At 70.3% G+C, this 15,940-nt stretch carries 12 protein-coding genes; 4 read left to right on the top strand and 8 right to left on the bottom strand.

What is annotated here, in order from left to right:
• Window positions 1–33: 33 nt before the first annotated feature.
• Window positions 34–1,998 carry a TIM44-like domain-containing protein gene (locus VZL07_RS34500; protein ID WP_426752186.1) on the top strand — a complete coding sequence of 655 codons (1,965 nt, stop codon included), beginning with the start codon at window positions 34–36 and terminating at the stop codon, window positions 1,996–1,998.
• An 88-nt stretch (window positions 1,999–2,086) separates the two neighbouring features.
• Here the strand turns inward: VZL07_RS34500 and VZL07_RS34495 are convergent, their stop codons facing one another.
• The 6 genes from VZL07_RS34495 to VZL07_RS34470 form a co-directional block, all read right to left on the bottom strand.
• Window positions 2,087–2,485 (bottom strand): GFA family protein, encoded by a 399-nt coding sequence (locus VZL07_RS34495; RefSeq protein ID WP_426752185.1) that lies wholly within the window; start codon window positions 2,483–2,485, stop codon window positions 2,087–2,089.
• A gap of 178 nt (window positions 2,486–2,663) precedes the next feature.
• Window positions 2,664–3,641 (bottom strand): hydroxymethylglutaryl-CoA lyase, encoded by a 978-nt coding sequence (locus VZL07_RS34490; protein ID WP_426752184.1) that lies wholly within the window; start codon window positions 3,639–3,641, stop codon window positions 2,664–2,666.
• Entirely contained in the window at window positions 3,634–4,362 is a 729-nt protein-coding gene (locus VZL07_RS34485; protein ID WP_426752183.1) for a class I SAM-dependent methyltransferase, read from the bottom strand. Before VZL07_RS34485 ends, VZL07_RS34490 begins: the two co-directional genes overlap by 8 nt.
• Window positions 4,359–5,549 (bottom strand): aminotransferase class I/II-fold pyridoxal phosphate-dependent enzyme, encoded by a 1,191-nt coding sequence (locus VZL07_RS34480; RefSeq protein WP_426752182.1) that lies wholly within the window; start codon window positions 5,547–5,549, stop codon window positions 4,359–4,361. The genes VZL07_RS34485 and VZL07_RS34480 overlap by 4 nt, the downstream gene beginning before the upstream one ends.
• A 36-nt stretch (window positions 5,550–5,585) precedes the next feature.
• Window positions 5,586–6,512 (bottom strand): phosphatase PAP2 family protein, encoded by a 927-nt coding sequence (locus VZL07_RS34475; protein WP_426752181.1) that lies wholly within the window; start codon window positions 6,510–6,512, stop codon window positions 5,586–5,588.
• 38 nt (window positions 6,513–6,550) lie between these two features.
• Window positions 6,551–9,058 carry an efflux RND transporter permease subunit gene (locus VZL07_RS34470; protein WP_426752180.1) on the bottom strand — a complete coding sequence of 836 codons (2,508 nt, stop codon included), beginning with the start codon at window positions 9,056–9,058 and terminating at the stop codon, window positions 6,551–6,553.
• Window positions 9,059–9,489: 431 nt separating this feature from the next.
• Here VZL07_RS34470 and VZL07_RS34465 point away from each other — a divergent pair, with 431 nt between their 5' ends.
• The 3 genes from VZL07_RS34465 to VZL07_RS34455 are packed head-to-tail and all read left to right on the top strand — an operon-like array spanning window position 9,490 to window position 13,248.
• On the top strand, window positions 9,490–11,028 hold the full coding sequence (locus tag VZL07_RS34465; RefSeq protein ID WP_426752179.1) for an aminotransferase class I/II-fold pyridoxal phosphate-dependent enzyme: 1,539 nt from the start codon (window positions 9,490–9,492) through the stop codon (window positions 11,026–11,028).
• 7 nt (window positions 11,029–11,035) lie between these two features.
• Entirely contained in the window at window positions 11,036–12,217 is a 1,182-nt protein-coding gene (locus VZL07_RS34460; RefSeq protein ID WP_426752178.1) for an N-acetyltransferase, read from the top strand.
• Window positions 12,218–12,243: 26 nt separating this feature from the next.
• Window positions 12,244–13,248, top strand: a complete 1,005-nt coding sequence (locus VZL07_RS34455) for an NAD-dependent epimerase/dehydratase family protein (RefSeq protein WP_426752177.1) — start codon at window positions 12,244–12,246, stop codon at window positions 13,246–13,248.
• Between the two features lie 45 nt (window positions 13,249–13,293).
• On the opposite strand, the gene VZL07_RS34450 is transcribed toward VZL07_RS34455, so the two are convergent.
• Both VZL07_RS34450 and VZL07_RS34445 read right to left on the bottom strand, forming a co-directional pair.
• Window positions 13,294–13,899 carry an MlaC/ttg2D family ABC transporter substrate-binding protein gene (locus tag VZL07_RS34450; protein ID WP_426752176.1) on the bottom strand — a complete coding sequence of 202 codons (606 nt, stop codon included), beginning with the start codon at window positions 13,897–13,899 and terminating at the stop codon, window positions 13,294–13,296.
• Window positions 13,900–13,951: 52 nt separating this feature from the next.
• Window positions 13,952–15,727, bottom strand: coding sequence for a TolC family protein (locus tag VZL07_RS34445; protein ID WP_426752175.1), 1,776 nt, complete (start codon window positions 15,725–15,727; stop codon window positions 13,952–13,954).
• Window positions 15,728–15,940 lie beyond the last annotated feature (213 nt).

Here is a 15,940-nt window from a genome sequence, read left to right as displayed (position 1 = left end):
TCTGGCAAGGCGGAAACGGTTAGCATGGGGGACATGGCCATGCCCCTGCGCTCCATCTCGCATCGACTCTCCCGGTGGGCCCCCTGGCTGCCCGCCCTGGCCTTCCTGGCGCTCACGCTCCCGCTGGAGGCCCTGGCCCGCGGCGGTGGCGGCGAGCACTACTCCCGCCCCTCGTCGGGCAATGGTGGGCGCGGCGGCGGAGACGGCGACGGCGTCGGGTTCTGGGTCGTCTACCAGCTCTTCAGCCTCGTGTTCCGCTACCCGAAGGTCATGCTGCCGCTCCTGTGCATCGGCGGCATCGCGTACTGGCTCTACCGGCGCAACCTGCACCCGGACGCCACCACGAAGCGCGCCCTGGAGCAGCGCGAGGCCTATCAGCGCACGCAGGTGTCCCAGCGCGACGTGCAGGGCTGGGTCAACGCGCTCAAGCTGAAGGACCCCGCGTTCGAGCTCGAGCCGATGCTCGACAAGACGAAGTGGCTCTTCCTGGAGCTGCAGAAGGCGTGGTTCCAGCGGGACATGACGCCGGTGCGGCCCTTCCTGTCGGACGCCACGTTCCAGCGCTTCGGCGTGCAGCTCCAGTTGATGCACGCGCAGGGCGTGCGCGACGCCATCACCGACTTCGAGGTGCTGGACGTCCAGCTCATCGGGCTGGAGCAGAGCCAGTGGTTCGACAGCATCCACGTCCGCGTGCACGCCCGCATGCGCGACACGGACGTGCCCGCGTCCTTCAGTGACGCGCAGGCCACCGAGGCCGCGAGCAAGGCGCCCAGCGAGGCCTTCACGGAGGTGTGGACCTTCGTGCGCAAGCCCGGGGCGCAGACGCGCATCGGCGCGGACCTGTTCCAGGGCAAGTGCCCCAACTGCGGCGCGCCGTTCAGGGGCGGTGCATCCAACAGCTGCGAGTTCTGCGGCGCGGTGGTGAACTCCGGCAACTACGACTGGACGCTCTCCGAAATCACCCAGGGCATCGAGCACGCGCCGTATCACAAGACGGTGGACGGGCTGATGCAGGCGCGCGAGGCGGACCCCGCGCTCAACCTGGAGATGCTGGAGGACCGCGCGTCGCTGCTGTTCTGGAAGTGGATTGACGCGCAGAGCCGCGGGGACACGAAGCCGCTGGCCAAGGTGGCGCGGGCGGACACCGTGCAGCGGCTGGACGCGGAGCTGGAGGGCCTGCGCCGCCAGGGCCGCCGCCGTGTGTTCCTGGAGTGCGCCGTGGGCGCCGCGGACGTGCGGGCGTTCCAGGTGGACCCGCAGGGCTACGACGTGGCGCACGTGGAGATTCGCTGGAGCGCGCGCATGGGCATTGGCCCCGTCAACGAGCGGCCCCCTTCCCTGCCCACGGTGCCCCAGCGCTTCGTCTTCACGCTGACGCGCAAGCACGGCGCCCAGACGAACACCGCCAACGGCATGTCCACGGACCGGTGCCCGCAGTGCAACGCGCCGCTGACGAACAGCGCCGCGACGGACTGCGAGTATTGCGGCACGCCGCTGGCGAGCGGTGAGCGGGACTGGGTGCTCGCGGCGGCGCGCTCGTTCGAGGCGTGGAACGCGGAGGAGGACGCGCGGTTCCGGGCGCTGCCCCCGCGCCGGGCTCCCGCCCCCCGAGCGGAGCGGAACGTGCACGCGCCGACGGGCGCGGGCTCCGACTCCGTCATGGACGTCCAGGAGCGACAGCGGCTGCTTTACATGATGGCGGCCATCGCCGCGGCGGACGGCGAGGTGACGTCGGCGGAGCGCAAGCTGCTCAAGCTGTGCTCGGAGCGCTGGGGCGTGGCCTGGGACAACGTGGAGATGGCGCTGCGCTCGGGCCCGCAGCTCTTCGAGCGACTGGTTCCGCGCGGCAGCCCCGAGGCCGAGGTGTTCCTGCGCAACATCGTGGAGATGGCCCTGGTGGATGGCCGCATCGACCGCAAGGAGCGGCGGATGCTGGAGAGCGCCGCCGCGCACCTGGGGATTCAGGACCGGCTGGAGGCCCTGATCGGCGGCCGGTAGGCGGGATTGCCGCCTGCCGCGCTGGCGTGTCGAGACACCCGGGGTGGTTCGTCAGGTGTCTCGACACGTCCCGGAGCGGAGGGCGTCCCTACTGCGGCTTGGGCGGGATCGTGTCGAACTGCGGCGCCCCGTCCGCGACGTCGTAGTAGTCCCCCTTCTCGGCCACGTAGACGTGGAGCGCCAGGCGGGTGCGGGTCGGGGTGTCGAAGGCGCCCATCGCGATCCCGATCCAATCGCGCTGGAGCGGATCCCAGAACAGCGACGCGCCGCATACGGAGCAGAAGCCTCGACGCGCCTTGTTGGACGACTGGAACCAGCCAATCTTGTCCTGTCCCTCGATGGTGACGGCCGAGCGCGGCACGTCGGTCGAGACGAAGAAATGGCCTGAGTGCTTGCGACACGTGTTGCAGTGGCAGGCGTCCGGGCCGCGCAATTCACCTTCCACGGTGAAGCGGACGGCGCCGCACAAACAGGACCCACGATGCATGGCAGACCTCGTTCGAAGCTTCGCTGACGGTTCGCTGCGCTCGTTCTAGCCCGAAGCGACAGACAGGCCTCAGGCTTCGGCCCCGTGATGTGTCGGAGGCGACGATGGCGATGTCCACGGGGGCATGTCCCGGACGCGAGTCACAGGGCGCACGCGAACCCTCCCCCCTCGCCTGCCCTCACGTCTGGGCGCGGCGGGACGCCTTCTTCTCGCGCTCGCCCAGGGCGGCCTGGAGGTACTTGCCCGCCAGCTTCCGGCCGATCAGCTCCTGGGCAATCTCCCCGGCCTCCACCAGCCGGTCCAGGTTGATGCCGGTGTCCACGCCCATGCCATGCAGCATGAAGACGGCGTCTTCCGTGGCCAGGTTCCCCGCCGCTCCCGGCGCATAGGGGCATCCGCCCAGGCCGCCGATGCTCGCGTCGAACGTCGTCACCCCCGCGGACAGCCCCACCAGCGCGTTGGCCAGCGCGGTGCCTCGCGTGTCGTGCAGGTGCAGCGCCAGCTTCTCCACGGGGATGTGCTTCAGCAGCGCCTCCAGGATGACCTCCGTCTGGCGCGGCGTACCGATGCCAATCGTGTCCCCCAGGCTGAGCTGGTAGATGCCCGCGTCCACCAGCTGCCGGCAGATGTCCACCACGCGCTCCACCGGGACGTCCCCCTCGTAGGGGCAGCCCCACACGGTGGACAGGTAGCCACGCACCTGCATGCCCGCCTGGAGCGCCGCGCTGGTCACCTCGCGCGCGCCCGCCAGGGCCTCGGCGATGCTCTTGTTGATGTTCTTCTTCGAGTGCGCCTCGGACGCGGAGATGAAGACGGCGGCCTCCTGCAGGCCCGCCTCCTTCGCGCGCTCCAGGCCCTTGAGGTTGGGGACCAGCGCGGAGAAGACCACGCCCTCGCGCCGCCCCACCAGCCGCAGCAGCTCCTCGGCGTCCGCGAGCTGGGGAATCCACTTGGGCGACACGAAGGACGTCACCTCGATGCGCTTCTCCCCCGCGGCCACCAGCGCGTTGATGAGCCGCGCCTTGTCCCGGGTGGGCAGCGTGCGCAGCTCGTTCTGCAAGCCGTCCCGGGGGCCGACCTCGTAGACGTCGACCTGCTTGGGCAAGCGGCCCAGCCAGCCCAGCCTCGTCCTGGAGTGTTCGTTCATCTCAGCCATGGCGGCGCTCCGCTCCCACGATGAGGTCGGTCGACTGGGGTCCCAGTGGCTCACCGTCCAGGCCACCGTGCACCCAGGCAACGGAAAATCCCGTGCTTTCCAACAGCCGCACCCAATCCGCAAGGGGATAGTAACGAAGCGAGTATGACGCGCGCAGGCAACGCCCCTCCGGCGTGGTCAGCGTTCGCAAGCCTTCGTCCCGCCCCGTCCGGGTGTCGAAGTGGCTCACCTCCTCCAGCACACTTCCATCCGGCAGCGTCCGCTGGAAGGCCGCTCGAGGCGACGCCGCCAACCGCTCGTACGGCACCGTCTGAAACACCCACCGACCTCCTGGCCGCAGCACGCGCGCGACCTCGCGGAGGATGTGCACGTGCTCGGCGTCCGTGAAGGCGGCCAGCGTCGAGTACCAGGCGTAGGCCCCAGCAAACGACGCTTCGCGGAACGGCAGGGCCCTCAAGTCCCCCTGCACCACCGGAAAGCCCGGGCGCCGCACGGCCAGCGACAGCGCGTCCAACTCCAGGCCGATGACGCGTCCCGCCAGCGGCCCCGCACCGTTGAGCCGCGCCGCGTGGCGGCCATGCCCGCATCCCAGGTCCACCACCGGTGCCGGGCCCGGCACGTCCGCGAAGGCCCGGGCCAGGAAGTCCACCTCTCGCGCGGTGACGGCCTCCGACAGGAACGGCAGCGTGCTGCGCAGGTAGAGCTCCCCGAAGAAGCTCATCGCGCCTTCAGGCCAGCGCGCAGGCGGCGCACGGCCTCGTCCAGCACCGCCTCCGTCTTGCAGAAGGCGAAGCGGGCCAGGCCCTGCCCCAGGTGACGGTGCCCGGGGCTGTAGAAGACGCTGGGCGGAATGGCTGCCACGCCCACGTCGGACACCAGGTGACGGCAGAAGGCCACGTCATCGGCGAAGCCCTGGCGGGCGATGTCCGCGAGGATGAAGTAGCTGCCCTCCGGGCTGAAGGCCGTCAGCCCGGCCTCGCGCAGCCCGGCGAGCAGGCGTTCCCGCTTCGACACATACGCGGCGGCCAGCGCGTCGAAGTACGCGTCCGGCAGTCGCAGCGCCTGCGCCATGGCCGCCTGCAAGGGCGCCGCGGTGGCGAAGGTGACGAACTGGTGGGCTCGCTGGACGGCGTCCCGGAGCGGCGGCGGCGCGATGACCCAGCCCACCTTCCAGCCCGTGAGGCTGAACGTCTTTCCGCCACTGCTCACCGTCACCGTGCGCTCGGCCAGCCCGGGCAACGTGGCCGGCCGCAGGTGACGCGCGGGCGCGAAGACGATGTGCTCGTAGACCTCGTCGGACAGCACCTTCACGCCGTGCTCGGCGCACAGCCCGGCCAGGAAGGTCAGCTCGTCCCGGGTGAACACCTTCCCCGTCGGATTGTGGGGCGTGTTGAGGATGAGCAGCCGCGTGCGCGGCCCGAAGGCGGCGCGGACCTCGTCCGGGTCGAACCACCACTGCGCGTGCCCGTCATCCGGCGGGCGCAGCGGGATGTAGCGCGCGGTGGCGCCCACGAAGGTGATGTTGGCGTCGTACGAGTCATAGAATGGCTCGAAGGCCACCACCTCGTCGCCCGGGTCCACCAGCCCCAGCAGCGTGTCGAGGATGGCCTCCGTGGCCCCGCTCGTCACCGTCACCATGGTGTCCGGGTCCACGGCCTGGCCGTAGAAGCGCGCCGAGTGCTCGGCGATGGCCACCCGAAGCTCCCGGGCCCCCGCCCCCATCGCGTACTGGTTCCCACCGTCGCGGATGGCACGCTGGGCGGCGTCCTTGATTTCGTCGGGCCCGTCGAAGTCCGGGAACCCCTGGCCCAGGTTCACCGCGCCGTGCTTCACGGCCAGGGCGCTGAACTCGGAGAAGACGGTGGTGGCGAACCGGGAGACACGCTGCGCGGCTACGGGCCTGGACATGGGCGTCGGCTCCTCGCGCCGGGAAGGTCCGGGCGCTCAGGGCCTGACGATAGCGTCCACCGGGACGGAACGCGCTGCCTTCACCACTTCCCGCTGCCGCGCCGCCCGGGAGGCGCCCAGGGCCAGCCCCGTCACCACCATCACCAGCGGCACCGCGCACAGCAGGTCCGTGGCGTAGTGGAAGCGGCCGACGAGCGTGGCGGCGATGAGCCCCAGGCCCGGCAGCAACATCACCCAGAAGACCCGGCGGGAGAACCGCCACGCGTAATAGAAGACCAGCAGCGTGGCGCCCGTGTGCCCGGACGGGAAGCAGTCCCGGGCGAACATCGGCGTGCGCATGATGGAGTCCAGCAGCGGCGTCACCGTGCCCCGCAGCGGCCCATCGAACGCGTCGATGAGGAAGTACCGGGGCCCCACCGCGGGCACCAGGATGTAGGCCGCGTAGTTGAGGCAGAAGAGCAGGCCCAGCGCGGTGAGGTACTCGTCGTACTCCGCGGCGCTCGGGCGGCGGTAGAGCACCAGCCCCAACACCAGCGCCCAGATGAAGTGGCCGTAGTAGCAGACCAGCAGCACGTCGTTGACCCACGGCGGGACGATGCGCGCCAGCACCACCGCGGCCTGCACGCCGAAGAGGCGCTGGTCGGCCGCCACCAGCTGCGCGTCCTTGAGGAGGGGGTTGATGGCGTCCACCACGGGAGACAGCCAGCCGTGCGACAACACCGCCGTGGGGAGCAGCCACCAGTCCGCGATGACGTGGAGCCAGCGGTGCCCCGGAAGCGAGGCCGCCAGCGTCCGCAGCACGACCGGCCCCACGCCCATCAGCGCGAACAGCCCCGCACAGCGCAGGGCCCCCGGCGCCCAGTGGCCCGGCCCCAGCAGGAACAGCGACGCCAGCGCGCACGACGCGACGATGAGGAGGTCCACCAAAGTGAACTGGACGCGAACCGCAGAGGGACGGCTCATGTCGACGGAACCACTGACACTTTGGGAAACCCAGGAACTCACGCCGACTTACGCTCCCCCGGCGGCGCGCGGTCCGCGCCGGAATCGCCGAGCTCGAGGCTCTGAACGACCGCTTCCTTCCCCGCCACCACATTCTCCCGTCCCTTCCACCGCTCCAGCAAGGCGAGCAACGCGGGGAAGAAGACCGTGGTCCCGAGAAAGGTGCACATGACCCCCAGTAGCGCAATCTGACCGATGCTGCGCAGACCCTGGTGGTTGGCCACCAGCAACGCGCCATACCCGGCCGCGTTGGACAGCGTGGCCACCACGGCCGCCAGCCCGGTGTGGCGCACCACCTTGCCAAGCGAGCCGGGCCCCTCCTCCTCGTACCGGTGGAAGAGATGCACCGAGTTGTCCACGGCGATGGCCAGCAGGTTGGGCAACACGACGGCGTTGATGAAGTTGAGCTGGACGTCGAAGAGGTACATGCCGCCCGCCAGGCACGTCATGCCCAGGAAGAGCGGGCCGGTGACGAGCAGCGCGCGCTTGAGGCTGCGCAGGCTGACGAGGATGACCGCGAACACCACCGCCGCCGCGGACCACAGGATGAGCGGACCGTCCGAGCTCACCAGCGCGAAGATGCGGGCGGCGATGCGGTTGCTGTCCAACACGGCCAGGTCGATGTCGCGGGCCTTCACGCCCTCCACCACCTCGTCGATCTGCGCGGCCCAGCGCCGCAGCTCCTCCGTGTCGGAGTTGGAGACCGACGGGAACAGCAGCAGGAAGGTGCCCTGTCCGTCCGTGGCCTCGAAGCGGCGGCGGACCTCCCGGGGCAGCGCGTCCAGCCCGTACGGCTTCGCGTCCACCATCCGGCGGAACTCCTGGAACTGCGCGTCCTCGATCAGCTCCGGGGCCATCCCGTCCAGCTTCTGGAACAGCTCGCGCAGTCCGGCCAGCTCCACCTCGCGCCGCTCCAGGTCCTTGGGCAGCAGGTCATTGAGGGACGCGGAGCCGAGCAGCGCCGAGTCCGCGCCGTGGCGCTGCATCACCTCGGCGATGACGGCCTCCACCTGCGCCGCCTGGGCCACGTCGTCCACCAGGAAGATGGCCGGGTTGAGCGGCTGACCGAGCTGCTCGGTCACGTGGTCGTCCAGGCGCGAGGCCGGCGACTCGCCCTTGAGCTTGCGCATGTCCGTCTCGAAGCCCAGCTTCGGGGCCACGGTGACGGAGAACGCGGCGAAGCCCACCACCGCCAGCGCGAGCGCGACGATGACGCCCGTGGGCCAGCGCCGCCACTCCCGCTCCGGCCGGACCTCGGGCGCGTCGTCCTTCACTGGCGCCGTATCCGCACGGGCGGGGCGCAGCCGCTCCGCGATGGCCAGCAGCGACGGGCCCAAGGCATACGCGGCCAGCACCGCCAGCAGCACGCCCAGGCCGGCCAGGAGGCCGAACTGGTTGAAGGCATGGAACTGGGCCAGCAGCAGCACGAAGAAGGCCGCCGCGTTGGTCACCGCGGACGTCATGGCGCCGCCGAAGGTGCCGCGCACCGCCGTGGCAATGGCCTCGCGCGCCGGCCGCGTGCGCCGCTCCTCCCAGTAGCGCATGCAGAGGTGGACGCCGTACTCGATGCCCAGGCCAATCAGGATGGCGACCAGGAAGCCCGTCACCACGTTGAGGTGGCCGATGGCGAGCTGCGCGAACGCGAACGTCAGCACCACGCCCACCATGACGGGGATGCCCACCACGGCCAGCGCGGAGATGCGGCGCGTCGCGAGCAGGATGAGCCCCACGGCGATGAGCGCGGACAGCATGCCGGCGCGCGACAGGTCGCCGCGCATCACCGCGTCCTCTTCGATGCGGCCCTGGAAGTTGCCCGTGGCCTGGAGCGTCACCCCCGGATAACGCTCCGCGGCCAACGCCTGCCCGGTGCCCATGGCCATGTCCACGAAGCGCCGCGCGAAGTCGAGGTCCCCCGCCGTCCCCGACGGCTTGATCATCAGGTAGACCTCGGTGCCGTCCTTGCTGGCGAGCGTCTCGCGCATGGGCGCGTCGGGCGCGTACTTCTTCGCGATGGCCTCGAAGTCCGGCGGCTCCGGCGTGCCCCCCAGGTCGATGAAGAAGGGGTTGGCGCGCTGCCGCTCGTATTGCACTCGCGCCGCCACGTCCTGCCGCAGCGCGGCGAGCTGCTCGACAGGCAATAGCAGCAGCGCGTTTTGACGGAAGAAGCCCACGTCATAGCGGTGCTCGACGTAGCGGACCTCCGGCATGGCCTCCAGCCGGGTCTGGAGCTCCCCGGCGAAGGACTCCAGGCGAGCCAGCGTGTCGCCCCGGGCGACGAGCACCAGGTAGCCATCCCCGCCTGCCTTCTCTGACACGCGTGTCAGATCCTGCACCTCGCGGGAGCCCTGGGGGAGCAACTCCACGAACGACCCGCGGAACTCCAGCCGCGACGCCAGCGCCATACCGCCGGCCGTCAACACCACGAAGAGGAGGAGGACCTGCCAGGGACGTGAGACGGCCGCCTCGATGAAGCCCTCGAACCACCGCTGTCGCTGAGACCTGGCCAACGTCGACTCCTCGGGTACCGGCCGGGGAGCAAATTCCCGGCCAGTCAATGGCTCCCTTGAACATCAGGCAAAGCGGAAGGCTTCCAGGCGCAGGACCCCGAGCAGCAGGTGTGCAGCCAGATGCACACCTTGTTCGCCAGTATCGACTGGAGAACACCGGGTGTGCGACGGCGGGGTGCCACCAAAGTCGCGGTGCTGTCAAGCCGGGCCCCGAAGCCGGCTGCTCCGCAAGGGATGAACGGCAAGGGGCGTGCCTTGACACTGCCGCGCTCCCTCTTTATTCACGCCCCCGCGTCCCCCGTGGGAGGCCGCCGGACGCAGACAGCCCGAAGCCGAAGCCTTGCAGCGGGACAGTCGCGACTAGGAGAGCCTCAGGCTCCCGGGCCGGTCCAATGCCTCCAGACGCAGCCTGAGAGAAAGACCGATCACCCATGAGCGACGTCTTCGACAAATGCCGTAACTGGAAGGACTACCGTATCGCGAAGGCCACGGGGCTCTACCCGTACTTCCGCGCCATCGAAGCGTCGCACGGCGCCACCGAGGTGGAGATCGAAGGCAGGCGCGTCATCATGGTCGGGTCCAACAACTACCTGGGCCTGTCCGCCGACCCGCGGGTGAAGGAAGCCGCCATCAAGGCGACGGAGAAGTTCGGCACCACCAGCTCCGGCTCGCGGCTGCTCAACGGCACGCTGGCGCTGCACGAGGAGCTCGAGGCCCGGCTGGCGAAGTTCCTCAACCGCGAGGCCGCCATCGTCATCTCCACCGGCTTCCAGACGAACCTGGCGCTGGCCTCCATCCTGGGCCGCCACGACATCGTCTTCAGCGACCGGCAGAACCACGCGTCGCTGGTGGATGGCATCCGCCTGTCCTTCGCCACCGAGCGCAAGTTCCGCCACAACGACATGGACCACCTGGAGCAGCTGCTGTCCCAGGCGGATCCGGACGCGGGCAAGATCATCGTCACCGACGGCGTCTTCTCCATGGAGGGCGACATCTGCAACCTGCCCCGCATCGTGGAGCTGGCGAAGCAGTACAACGCCCGGGTGATGACGGATGACGCGCACGCCATGGGCGTGCTGGGCACGCTGGGCCGGGGCACGTCGGAGTACTTCGACCTGGAGAAGGAGACGGACCTCGTCATGGGGACCTTCTCCAAGAGCTTCGCGTCGCTGGGCGGCGTGCTGGCGGGTCCCTTCGAGGTCATCAACTACATCCGCCACAAGGCCCGCTCGGTCATCTTCTCCGCGTCCATGACGCCGGGCTCCATCGCCGCGGCCCTCAAGGCGCTGGAGATCATCGAAGCGGAGCCGGAGCGCCGCGCGCGCCTGCTGGACATCGCGGAGAAGATGCACAACGGCTTCCGCGCCATGGGCTTCGACACCGGCGTGTCGGTAACGCCGGTGGTGCCGGTGCACATCGGCGACCAGGTGAAGTGCTTCCGCTTCTGGCGCGCGCTGCACGAGGCCGGCGTCTTCGCCAACCCGGTGATTCCGCCGGCGGTGGAGCAGGGCCATGCGCTCATCCGCACCTCGTACATGGCCACGCACACCGACGCGCAGCTCGACCGGGTGCTGGACATCTTCGAGACCATCGGCCGCAAGCTGAACGTGATTCCGGAGACGCGCCCCACCGTGTACGAGCCGGTGCAGATTGCCCGGCCCGGCACCCGCATCCTGGCCAACCGGGCCAGCGAGAAGTGGTCCGCGGGCTCGGCCGGACTGCTGGCGGACAAGGGCGGCATCACGCTGGACCAGCTGTCGCGCATGTCGTCGCGCGAGGTGGCCGGGCGGCTCTTCGACGCGGTGGAGCAGCTCACGTGGCGCGCGGCCAACCTCCAGCCGGAGGACCTGCGCAAGCTGGGCTCGGCGCCGATGAAGCTGTGGGAGAAGCGCGGCGAGCTCCCGGGCCTGCTGCTGGAGAAGGGCGCCCACTTCTTCATGCGCAACGGCGCCCACTCCGACCGGAACTGAGCTGCCCATGGCCCTCCACGCCGAGCCGTCCCACCCGACTCCTTCGCTCCCGAACATGCCCTCGGACGTGCAGGTCACCCCCGTTCGCGGCGAGGCGGAGCGGATGCAGTTCATCCGCCTCCCCTACGCCCTCTACAAGAACGATCCCCACTGGGTCGCCCCCCTGGAGATGGAGCGCAGGGACTTCCTGGACCCGAAGAAGAACCCCTTCTTCGAGTACGGCGAGGTGGAGCTGTTCCTGGCCCGGCGCGGCACCGAGCTCGTCGGCCGCATCGCCGCCATCCGCAACCCGCGCCACATGGAGATTCACGGCACGAAGGAGGGCTTCTTCGGCCTCTTCGAGTGCGTGAATGACGCGGGCATCGCCCGGGCGCTGCTGGACGCCGCCGCGTCCTGGCTGCGCCAGCGGGGCATGAACGCGATGCTGGGCCCGGCCAACTTCTCCTCCAATCAGGACTGGGGCCTGCTCATCGAGGGCTTCGACTCGCCGCCCGCGGTGATGATGCCGCACAACCCGCCCTACTACCTGCCGCTGCTGGAGGCGTGCGGGCTGACGAAGGCGAAGGACCTGTACGCCTTCGAGCTGTCCTCGTCCGCGCAGCCGCCGGAGAAGGTGGTGCGCATCTCCGAGAAGATCCGCCAGCGCGAAGGCGTCATCGTGCGTCCGGTCGACATGAAGAACCTGGACGCCGAGGTGAAGCGCATCCGGGACATCTACAACTCGGCGTGGGAGAAGAACTGGGGCTTCGTGCCCTTCACGGACGCGGAGTTCGACCACCTGGCCAAGGAGCTCAAGACGGTCGTCCGGCCGGAGCTGGCGCTCATGGCGGAGGTCCAGGGCGAGCCGGTGGCCTTCTCCCTCACCGTCCCGGACGCCAACCAGGCCATCCGCGCGGCCAACGGCCGGCTCACCACGTTCGGCCTGCCCATCGGCCTGGTGAAGCTGGCGCTCGCGTCCCGCCGCATCAACCGGCTGCGCCTCATCATCCTCGGCATCAAGGAGGGCTACCGGCGGCGCGGCCTGGACGCCATCCTGTACCTGGACACCCTGCGCACCGCGAAGCGGCTCGGCTACGTGGGCGGGGAAATCTCGTGGACGCTCGAGGACAACCACCTCGTCAACCGCGCCATCGAGTCCATGGGTGCCCAGCGCTCCAAGACGTACCGCGTCTTCCAGCGCGCGCTCTGAATCCTGCCCGACACGAGGAGTCTGCCATGCGCATCCTGCTCACCGGCGGCACCGGCTTCATCGGTCAGCGGCTCGCCCGCCGCATCGTGGAGCGTGGCGACACGCTCACCCTCATGGTGCGCGCCAGCTCGCGCCGCGGCCCCCTGGAGTCGCTCGGCGCCCGCTTCGTCGTTGCGGACCTGACCACCGGCAACGGGCTGGCCGAGGCCGTGCGCGACGTGGACGTCGTGCTGCACCTGGCGGGCGTCACCAAGTCGCGCGAGCCCTCCGGCTACATGGAGGGCAACGCGAACGGCACCCGCCGGCTGGTGGAGGCCATGGCCGCCCTGCCCCACCCGCCCCGGCTGGTGTACTGCTCCTCGCTGGCCGCCGCCGGGCCGTCCACGCCGGACCGTCCGCGCCGCGAGGAGGACCCGCCCGCGCCCGTGTCCATCTACGGCCGCAGCAAGCTGGGCGGCGAGCAGGCCGTGCGCGAGCTCGCGGACAAGGTGCCCTCCGTCATCGTTCGGCCGCCCATCGTCTATGGCCCGGGGGACGTGGAGTTCGTCCCCTCGCTGCTGCCCATGGCGAAGCTCGGGCTGGCGCTGAAGAGCGGCTTCGGGCCCAAGCGCTACTCGCTCATCCACGTGGATGACCTCTGCACCGCCCTGCTCGCGGCGGCCGAGCGCGGCCCCACCGTGTCCAGGGACGACGTAGCCCGCGGCGTCTACACCGTGTCCGACGGCGTGGAGCACTCGTGGGAGGACGTCTGCGCGGCCATGGCGGGCGCGCTGGGCAAGGGGCGCCCCGCGGTGGTGCCGGTGCCCCAGACGCTCAGCTACGTGGTGGGGCTGGGCTCGGAGGCCGTGGCCCGGCTGCGCGGCACGGTGCCCATCCTCAACCGGGACAAGGTCCGCGAGATGACGTGCCCGGCGTGGACGTGCTCCACCGAGCGCGCCCGCCGGGAGCTCGGCTTCCTGCCCTCCATTCCCCTGGCCCAGGGGCTGGCGGGGACGCTGGCCGCTGAAAAAACGAAGGCCGAGGTCCCGTGAGGGCACCCCGGCCTGGGTGAAGGAGCGCCGGGTCCTAGCCCCGCGTCACGGCGCCGCCGTCGAGCCCGCGCTCTTCTGGGCGGACGCCGCGTTCTCCTTCTCCAGCTGCGCCCGCTTGCTCTTCAGCGTGGAGAGCAGCCCGTCGAAGCCCTTGTCGGCGAGCAGCTTGCGGAACTGCCCCTTGTACGTGTCCACCAGCGACACCTCGTCGGTGATGACATCGTAGATGCGCCAGTTCCCGGTGGCCGAGGTGCGGTACAGGCGGTACTCGACGGGGATGGCGTCCTTCTTCACGGTGACGGTGGTGCCCACGGTGGCCTCGTTGCCGTCGATGCCCTCGTCGCCGTACTTCACCTGCGCCTGTGCCTGTCCCAGGGCCTTCTGGGCGTAGGACGCGCGCAGCAGCCCCGTCATCGTCTCGGTGAACTCCTTGCGCTGCGCGGGCTTGAGGTCGGCCCAGGCCTTGTCACCCAGGGCACGCTTGGCCAGCTCCTCGAAGTCCACGAACTTCTCCACGACCGTGGCGAGCGACTGCGCGGTGGCGCCCGGGGCGTTGGCCGCCTTCTGCACGTCCGCGTTCCCGGATTTGACGACCGTGAGCGGGCCCGGCGCGGCGGCAAGCAGGGTGGCGGCAAGCAGGGAAGCAATCATTCATTCAGCTCCGAGTGAAAGGACAGTAGGGAAGACAGCGTTGAGCGCGTGGTTATTCACCCGGAGCCAGCGGCGCTCCGGTCACGCGTGCGAGGGCGGCCATTCCCACCCGAACATCGTGCCAGCTCTTGCCTTTGTCTCCTGAAGCCTGGGCATAGGCCGTGAAAGCGTCCACCAGATCACGCGTGTCGCCGGTCCCCAGGTCGAACGCGGTGAAGGCGGCCGTCACCCAGCGCCGCGCGTTCCGCTCGGCCTCCCCGAAGGACCGGGCGCGGCTCCAGGCGGCGACCAGCTCGCCGTGCACCTTGGCCACCTCCAGCCGGATGCCCGCGCGAATCTGCTTCTCCTGCGCACGCAGCTTGTCCAGCTCCGCGCGAGCCTGCTCGAGCTGCGCGTCCTTGATGGGGATGTCGAACGTCCCGCGCACCACCAAGCCCAGCCCCGCGGAGCGATCGTTGTACGGGTCGAACGCGAACGGGCTGCGCTGCCGCGTGGCGCTGCTGGTGAAGCGCACGTCGTAGAAGCCGGCGAGCCCCAGGTCCGGGAAGTAGCTTCGCTCGCGGATGAACACCTCCTGCTCGCGGGCGGCGATGCCCGCGGTGATGGCGGTGATTTCCGGGCGGTACTGCTCCGCGCGCGCCAGCGCCTGCTCCAGCGAGGGCACCGGCACGTCCTCCTCGAGCTCCAGGTCCTCTTCCACCACCGTCACGGCGTCATCCGGTCCCGCGTTGGCCAGCAGGCCAATGGCGGCGAGCGCAAACTGGCGCCCCTGCAGGGCCTCCGCCTTGCGCGCCTCCACCAACTGCCGGAAGAAGCGGACCTTGTACGAGTCCACCGCGGACACCTGCGCCGAGTCCTCCTTGAGGAGGCGATCGATGCGCTGGGCGGCGTCCTCGAGCCGCTTCGACACCTCTTCAATCTGCTGCAGTCCGTTCCGCGCGAGCTGGTAGCCGTAGTAGGCCTGCGCGGCCTGGAAGCCGACCTCGTTGCGCACGCGATCGCGCAGCGCGGCCCCGAGCACCGGCCCCTGCGCGCCCGCCTTCTCCAGCGCCGTCAGCTTGCCGAAGGTGTAGAGCGGCAACACCGCGTTGCCGGTGGAGAACACCGTGACACCGACGCGGCCGAAGTTGAGGTCGCCCTCGAGCGAGGCCTCGGTCGTGGGCGGCCCGCCCAATCCGTTGTTGCGGGCCTCGGGGATGGGGCCACCGGCGCCCACGGTGATCTCGAACTTGGGGAACCAGGCCCACTTCGCCTGCTGGTAGAGCGCGTGGAACTTGCGCAGCTCCGCAGTCGCTTCCTCCACTCGCGAGTCGGACTCCCGGGCCCGCTTCACCAGCTGCGCCAGGGTGAGCGGCGCCCGCCGCGCGGGCTTCGCCTCCGTGTCGGGTGACTCGGCCACGGTGTCCTGTACCTGCTCTGCCTCTTCACCCGGCTCCTGAGCGGGCGCGGGTGAGATCGCCGGTCCCCTGCCCCCGGCCTCCGGGGTCTGCTCGATGGAGCTGGGGGCGATGGAGGGCGGGCCCGGCGGCAGGTCCGGGCCTCCGGTGCCCACGCGAGGCGTGGGGCGCGAGCCTCCCGGAGCGCCGGTCCCCGGCATGGCCGTGGGCGTGTCCGAGCCGGGAGTCCCCAGGTCCGCCGGCGGCGGCGCGGGCGACGTTCCTGGCGCCGGGGCCGTCCCAGGAGAGGGAGTGGTGGGCGCGGGCGCACCGCCGGCGCTCGTTGAAGGGCTGCTCCCCGTCCCTACCGAGCCCGGGGTGAGCTGCGCTCCGGCAACGCCCGCCACGAGCACCAGCGCCACTGTCACGCCATGATCCAGGTGTCTGCGCATCTACCCGCCTTGAGGCGCTCCCCAATACCCGAGAACCCCTCGGCGGCGCAGCATGTCCGTTCACCGGCGAGCCGTCACCGGTGTTGTTCGTCCCATTTCCATCGTCAGGCGCCGCCCCGCTCCCCGCCCGGTGGGCCCGGGGGCAGCGCGCTGTCGTGGAACCCATGACACTCGCGCGTGAAAAGGAGTTGGTGGGACGTGGCGCATGCAGCA

The organism is Pseudomyxococcus flavus, from assembly GCF_050038885.1.
GTDB lineage: Bacteria > Myxococcota > Myxococcia > Myxococcales > Myxococcaceae > Myxococcus > Myxococcus flavus.
This window is presented reverse-complemented; position numbering and strand designations above follow the sequence as displayed.

Coding starts and splice junctions, on each gene's coding strand:
- VZL07_RS34455 (WP_426752177.1), top strand. CDS start 12,244: ATGCGCATCCTGCTCACCGGCGGCACCGGCTTCATCGGTCAGCGGCTC.
- VZL07_RS34465 (WP_426752179.1), top strand. CDS start 9,490: ATGAGCGACGTCTTCGACAAATGCCGTAACTGGAAGGACTACCGTATC.
- VZL07_RS34500 (WP_426752186.1), top strand. CDS start 34: ATGGCCATGCCCCTGCGCTCCATCTCGCATCGACTCTCCCGGTGGGCC.
- VZL07_RS34485 (WP_426752183.1), bottom strand. CDS start 4,362: ATGAGCTTCTTCGGGGAGCTCTACCTGCGCAGCACGCTGCCGTTCCTG.
- VZL07_RS34480 (WP_426752182.1), bottom strand. CDS start 5,549: ATGTCCAGGCCCGTAGCCGCGCAGCGTGTCTCCCGGTTCGCCACCACC.
- VZL07_RS34495 (WP_426752185.1), bottom strand. CDS start 2,485: ATGCATCGTGGGTCCTGTTTGTGCGGCGCCGTCCGCTTCACCGTGGAA.
- VZL07_RS34460 (WP_426752178.1), top strand. CDS start 11,036: ATGGCCCTCCACGCCGAGCCGTCCCACCCGACTCCTTCGCTCCCGAAC.
- VZL07_RS34445 (WP_426752175.1), bottom strand. CDS start 15,727: ATGCGCAGACACCTGGATCATGGCGTGACAGTGGCGCTGGTGCTCGTG.
- VZL07_RS34475 (WP_426752181.1), bottom strand. CDS start 6,512: ATGAGCCGTCCCTCTGCGGTTCGCGTCCAGTTCACTTTGGTGGACCTC.
- VZL07_RS34490 (WP_426752184.1), bottom strand. CDS start 3,641: ATGGCTGAGATGAACGAACACTCCAGGACGAGGCTGGGCTGGCTGGGC.
- VZL07_RS34450 (WP_426752176.1), bottom strand. CDS start 13,899: ATGATTGCTTCCCTGCTTGCCGCCACCCTGCTTGCCGCCGCGCCGGGC.